This window comes from Streptomyces sp. OR43 (genome assembly GCF_008042275.1).
In the GTDB taxonomy this organism is placed as follows: Bacteria; Actinomycetota; Actinomycetes; order Streptomycetales; family Streptomycetaceae; genus Streptomyces.
This window is the reverse complement of sequence record NZ_RDBK01000043.1, coordinates 182,965-189,136: the sequence shown is the minus strand read 5'-3', so window position 1 is coordinate 189,136 and position 6,172 is coordinate 182,965. Positions and strand designations below refer to the sequence as shown.

The window sequence follows — 6,172 nt, the reverse complement described above, 5'->3', positions numbered from 1 at the left end:
GCCCCCGCTCCTGCCCCCGCCCTCGTCGCCGTCGCGCACGGCAGCCGGGACCCGCGGGCGCTGCGGACGGTGACGGAACTCCTGAGCCGGGTGCGGGAGCTGCGGCCGGGGCTCGACGTCCGGCTCGGCCACATCGAGCTCAACGAACCCCTCCTCCCGCGGACCCTGGACGGCCTCGGCAACGGTGAGGCCGTCCTCGTGCCGCTGCTGCTGGGCCGCGGCTACCACGTGAAGCAGGACATCCCGGAGGCCGTCGCCGGCGCCGCGGACCTGCGCACCCGCACCGCCGGCCCCCTCGGCCCGCACCCGCTGCTGGTCGAGGCGCTCCACGGCCGGCTCGCCGAGGCGGGCTGGCGTCCCTCGGACGACGGGAACCGCAACAGCGCCGTGGTGCTGGCCGCCGCCGGTTCGCGCGACCCCGAGTCGGCGGCCGGCACCCGCCGCACCGCGCAGTTGCTCAGCGAACGGCTCGGCGGGGTGCCGGTCGTGCCCGCGTACGCCTCCGCCGCGACGCCCACCGTCCCGGCCGCCCTGCGCGCGCTGGCCGCCCGCGGCCGCCGGAGGGTCGCCGTCGCCTCGTACTTCACCGCCCCCGGACGCTTCGCCTCGGCCGCGGCGGCGGAGGCCACGTGGATCGCGGCCGCCCCGCTCGGCGCCCACCCGGCCATGGCGCGCCTGCTGCTCCACCGCTACGACCAGGCACGGGCGGCCGGCGGGCCGACCCACGAAACCCTGATGAACACACGTTTCCTGGCCTCCGCCTGAGCCCTCCTGTCGGTGCGGCCGATTACTGTCGTTCCCATGAACGGCACGGACGGCACCGACGGTACGTACGACACGGACACCGCGCACAGCACGGGCAACGCGCACGGTACGGACACCGCGTACGGCACCCAGGACCCCGGCACGGCGCCCTACGGCGCCGCCGACGCAGAGCGCTGGGACACCGAGCCGGACAAACGGCCCGGCCGCACCGCCTTCCAGCGCGACCGCGCCCGGGTGCTGCACTCCGCGGCCCTGCGCAGGCTCGCCGGGAAGACGCAGGTCGTCACCCCGGGCACCCGCAGCCACGTCTGGGACGCCAGCCCGCGGACCCGGCTCACGCACTCGCTGGAGTGCGCGCAGGTCGGCCGGGAACTCGGCGCCGCGCTCGGCTGCGACCCCGACCTGGTCGAGACGGCCTGCCTCTCCCACGACATGGGCCACCCGCCCTTCGGGCACAACGGCGAACAGGCGCTCAACGACTTCGCCTCCGACTGCGGAGGCTTCGAGGGCAACGCCCAGTCGCTGAGGCTGCTGACCCGCCTCGAACCCAAACGGTTCGTGCCCGACACCCGCACCGGCGAACTCGTCAGCGTCGGCCTCAACCTCACCCGCGCCGCGCTCGACGCCGCCACCAAGTACCCCTGGCCCCGAGGCGCCCACCCCACCGACCCCGGCTCCCCGAAATTCGGGGTGTACGAGGACGACCTGCCGGTCTTCCACTGGTTCCGCAAGGGCGCCCCTGAAGGCCGCAAGTGCTTCGAGGCCCAGGTCATGGACTGGTCCGACGACGTGGCGTACTCGGTCCACGACTTCGAGGACGGGCTGCACGCCGGGCACATCGACCCCAACTGCCTCGACGCCGAGCCGGAGCGCCAGGACATCTGGGCCGTCGCCATCGGACGGTACGTCCCCGCGGACACCGATCCCCAGGAGCTGTCCGACGCACTCGACCGGCTCATCGGCCAGGACTGGTGGCCGCACGGCTACGACGGATCGGCCGTCGCCCAGGCCCGGCTCAAGGACGCCACGAGCCAGCTGATCGGCCGGTTCTGCCTCGCCGCCGAGAGCGCCACCCGGCAGGCGTACGGCACCGGACGCCTCGGCAGATACGATGCCGAACTCGTCGTTCCCCGTGAGGCGCGCCACGAGTGCGCGGTCCTCAAGGCCGTCGCCGACCGTTACGTCATGCAGCGCGCCGAGCAGGAGGAGATCCGCGCCGGCCAGCGGATCGTCATCGCCGAACTGGCCGCCGCGCTGACCGCCCGCGCCCCCGAAGGCCTGGAGCCACAGCTGCGGGCGCTGTACGAGGCGGCCCCCGACGACCGCGCCCGCAAGCGGGTCCTGGTCGACCAGATCGCCGCCCTGACCGACGCCTCGGCCCGCGCCCTGCACCACTCGCTCACGGCACGCCGGAACTGAACGGGCCGGGCCCCATGACCACTGGGCGTGACCTGATCGGGTCACACCCTCTTTCGCCATCACGCTGCGTGCGGGACGCTCGCAGTTGGCGCCGCGCAGCAAGCACCGAGGAGGCATCAAGTGGTCGACGCACATCGGACGTTCGTCATTGTCGGCGGAGGACTGGCCGGAGCGAAGGCAGCGGAGACGCTCCGGTCGGAGGGTTTCAGCGGCCGGGTCATCCTGATCGGCGATGAGCGCGACCATCCGTACGAACGCCCGCCACTCTCCAAGGGCTACCTGGGCGGGAAGGAGGACCGCGACAGCGTCTTCGTCCACGAGACGGCCTGGTACGCGGGGGCCGACATCGAGCTCCACCTGGGCCAGCCCGTCACCGTGCTGAACCGCGAAGCCCGCTCCGTGGAGCTCGGAGACGGCACCGTCATCCACTACGACAAGCTGCTCCTGGCCACCGGCGCCGAACCGCGCCGCCTCGACATCCCGGGCACCGACCTGGCGGGCGTCCACCATCTGCGCCGCCTCGCCCACGCCGACCGGCTGCGCAACGTGCTGGCCGCACTCGGCCGCGACAACGGCCATCTGGTGATCGCCGGAGCCGGCTGGATCGGCCTGGAGGTCGCCGCGGCGGCGCGTGGATACGGCGCCGAGGTCACCGTCGTCGAACCGGAGGCGACCCCGCTGCTCAAGGTCATCGGCCCCGAGCTCGGCCAGATCTTCACCGACCTGCACAGCGACCACGGCGTCCGCTTCCACTTCGGCGGCCGTCTCACCGAGATCGTCGGCCAGGACGGCATGGTCCTCGCCGTCCGCACCGACGACGCCGAGGAGCACCCCGCCCACGACGTCCTCGCCGCGATCGGCGCCGCCCCGCGCGCCGCCCTCGCCGAGGCCGCCGGGCTGGAGATCGCCCCGCGTGAGCAGGGCGGCGGCATCGCCGTGGACGCCTCGCTGCGCACCAGCGACCCGCACATCTTCGCGGCCGGGGACGTCGCCAACGTGGCCCATCCGCTGCTCGGCACCCGGCTGCGGGTGGAGCACTGGGCCAACGCGCTGAACAGCGGTCCGGCCGCGGCCCGCGCCATGCTCGGCCAGGAGGTGGCCTACGACCGGGTGCCGTACTTCTTCTCCGACCAGTACGACCTCGGCCTCGAGTACTCGGGCTGGGCGCCGCCGGGCAGCTACGACCAGGTCGTGATCCGCGGCGACGCGGGCAAGCGCGAGTTCATCGCGTTCTGGCTGAAGGACCACAAGGTCCTCGCCGGGATGAACGTGAACGTGTGGGACGTCACGGAGACCGTGCAGGAACTGATCAGGGCCGGACAACCGGTCGACCCGGACGCCCTGGCAGACCCGTCGGTACCACTGGAGTCCCTGATCTGAGAGGTTGCCCCTCGCGATCGCCGGATGGGCTGGGGGCGGCGGGCCGCCCGTGGGGTGCGCGTCACGTCCGGAGGGGCCCCGGGCCCCCACCACCGGACAAGGGGCGCACCCCGCATCCGGCGGGGAGACCCGCACCACCCCAGCCCYTCCGGCGATTGAGGATGGACCCCCCCGCCCGGGGAGGGGCGACCGCTCCGGGCGTGGGTTGTCGTAGCTCACCCGTAGACTTCACTCGTGGCAGGCAGGATCAATGACGACGACGTGAAGGCGGTCCGGGACGCGGTCCCGATCGACGCCGTCGTTTCCGAGTACCTCCAGCTGCGCAACGCGGGCGGGGGAAACCTCAAGGGCCTGTGCCCCTTCCACGACGAGAAGTCGCCCTCGTTCCAGGTCAGTCCGAGCAAGGGCCTCTTCCACTGCTTCGGATGCCAGGAGGGCGGCGACACGATCGCCTTCGTCCAGAAGATCGACCACCTGACGTTCGCGGAGGTCGTGGAGCGGCTCGCCGCCAAGGCCGGCATCACCCTGCGGTACGAGGAGGGCGGGTACAACCCCTCCCACCAGCGCGGCGAGCGGATCAGGCTGGTCGAGGCCCACAAAGCGGCCGCCCAGTTCTACGTCGAACAGCTGGACGGCCCCGAGGCCGAGATCGGCCGCAAGTTCCTCGCCGAGCGCGGCTTCGACCAGGCGGCGGCCGCCCACTTCGGCGTCGGGTACAGCCCCGCGGGCTGGGACCACCTCACCCGCTATCTGCGCGGCAAGGGCTTCAGCGACAAGGAACTGATCACCTCCGGCCTCTCCCAGGACGGCAGGCGCGGCCCCATCGACCGCTTCCGCGGCCGGCTGATGTGGCCGATCAGCGACACCGCGGGCGACATCGTCGGCTTCGGCGCCCGCAAACTGCGCGACGACGACAACGGCCCGAAGTACCTCAACACCCCCGAGACGCCGATCTACAAGAAGTCCCAGGTGCTGTACGGCATCGACCTGGCCAAGAAGGACATCGCGAAGTCCAGCCGGGCCGTCGTCGTCGAGGGCTACACGGACGTGATGGCCTGCCATCTCGCCGGGATCACCACCGCCATCGCCACCTGCGGCACGGCGTTCGGCGGCGACCACATCAAGATCCTGCGCCGCCTCCTGATGGACAACGGCAGCGCCCGGGTGATCTTCACCTTCGACGGGGACGCGGCCGGCCAGAAGGCCGCCCTGCGCGCCTTCGAGGACGACCAGAAGTTCGCCGCCGAGACCTATATCGCGATCGCCCCGGACAACATGGATCCGTGCGATCTGCGCCTGGCCAAGGGTGACGAGGCCGTTCGCGACCTGGTCGAACCCCGCACCCCGCTCTTCGAGTTCGCCCTCCGCCAGATCGTCGCCCGCTACGACCTGGAGACCCCGGCGGGCCGTGCCGCCGCGCTCGACGAGGCGGCCCAGGTCGTCGCCAGGATCAAGACGGGCAGCGTGCAGCGCGAGGTCGCCGTCCAGCTCGCCGGCTTCGTCGGCATCCTGGACCAGGAGTACGTCGTCCACCGGGTCAACCAGCTCGCCCAGTGGGCCAGGGGCCGCGGCGAGCGGGGACCCGCACCCGGCGCGCGCGGCGGCGCACGGCGCCAGGAGGTCCAGGCGCCCGCCGCCGCCCCCTCCGGTCCCGCGCTCAACCTCCGCAGCCCGGCCCACCGCACCGAGCGCGAGCTGCTCAAGCTCGCCCTCCAGAAGCCCGCCCTGGTCTCCCCGGCGTTCGACGCCTACGGGGTCGACGAGTTCACCGCCCCGCCGTACGCGGCGGTCCGCCAGTGCATCGCGGAGGCGGGCGGTGCGGAGCTCGGCGTCCCCGAGACCCGCGAGTACCTCGTCCAGGTGCTCGACGCGACACCCAACGACACGGTCCGCAAGCTCGTCACGGAGCTCGCGGTCGAGGTCTTCCACGGCAAGTCCATCGACGAGGCGTACGCGGGCGAGCACCTGGTCAAGGTCCGCCTGCGCGCCGTCGACCGCCGGATCAACGACGTCCAGGGCAGCCTCACGCGCCTCGGCAGCAACGTCGCCCCGGACCACCTGGCCGCCGCGCAGAACGAGGTCTGGGTCCTCCAGCAGTACGCCCAGTCCCTGCGCAACCACGGCGCCGACGCGCTCTGACGGCGCGGCACCGGACCCCGCGCCGGTAACCGGCCGTCACGCACCGAACTCAGAAAGTCCCCGCACGCCCCTCGTGGCGGCTGTGTGTCGTACCCCACACTGGGTGGCGGTGCTGGACCGGTCGGCAAACCGGGGGACGCCGCCCCCGATCACCGGTCGGCCCGAGTCATCGGAGCGCGGCCGGCCCACCGAACGGTGGTCCTCCGTCCCCGCGTTCCGGCAGCGATCACCTGGAGGTCGCCCCCGTGCAGACCCGGACCGTGACCGAAACCGAGCGTGTCCCGGCCATCCCCGCGCAGACCCGGGCCGTGCATCACCCCGAGGCCGCGGCGGACCCGCCGACCGAAGGCGTGGTCCCGCAGTTTGTTGAGGGTCTTGGACTCGATCTGCCGGATGCGTTCGCGGGTCACACCGAAGATCCGCCCTATCTCCTCCAGGGTGCGCGGGCGTCCGTCGGCCAGCCCGTAGC

The 6,172-nt window shown here is 72.7% G+C and carries 4 protein-coding genes and 1 pseudogene; 4 read left to right on the top strand and 1 reads right to left on the bottom strand.

What is annotated here, in order from left to right; translation table 11 throughout:
* The 4 genes from EAO72_RS19280 to dnaG form a co-directional block, all read left to right on the top strand.
* Positions 1–765: sirohydrochlorin chelatase (locus EAO72_RS19280; protein ID WP_148021898.1), on the top strand; the 765-nt coding region annotated here is incomplete at its 5' end.
* 36 nt (positions 766–801) lie between these two features.
* A complete protein-coding gene (locus tag EAO72_RS19275; RefSeq protein ID WP_148018583.1) occupies positions 802–2,184 on the top strand; it encodes a deoxyguanosinetriphosphate triphosphohydrolase in 1,383 nt (460 codons plus the stop codon).
* Positions 2,185–2,304: 120 nt separating this feature from the next.
* Positions 2,305–3,564, top strand: a complete 1,260-nt coding sequence (locus EAO72_RS19270; protein WP_148018582.1) for an NAD(P)/FAD-dependent oxidoreductase — start codon at positions 2,305–2,307, stop codon at positions 3,562–3,564.
* Positions 3,565–3,798: 234 nt separating this feature from the next.
* Complete coding sequence (dnaG, locus tag EAO72_RS19265; protein ID WP_148018581.1) at positions 3,799–5,703, top strand: DNA primase; 1,905 nt, start codon at positions 3,799–3,801, stop codon at positions 5,701–5,703.
* A gap of 329 nt (positions 5,704–6,032) precedes the next feature.
* Here the strand turns inward: dnaG and EAO72_RS19260 are convergent.
* Positions 6,033–6,172 (bottom strand): annotated as a pseudogene (locus tag EAO72_RS19260) (sigma factor-like helix-turn-helix DNA-binding protein); the annotation flags it as partial.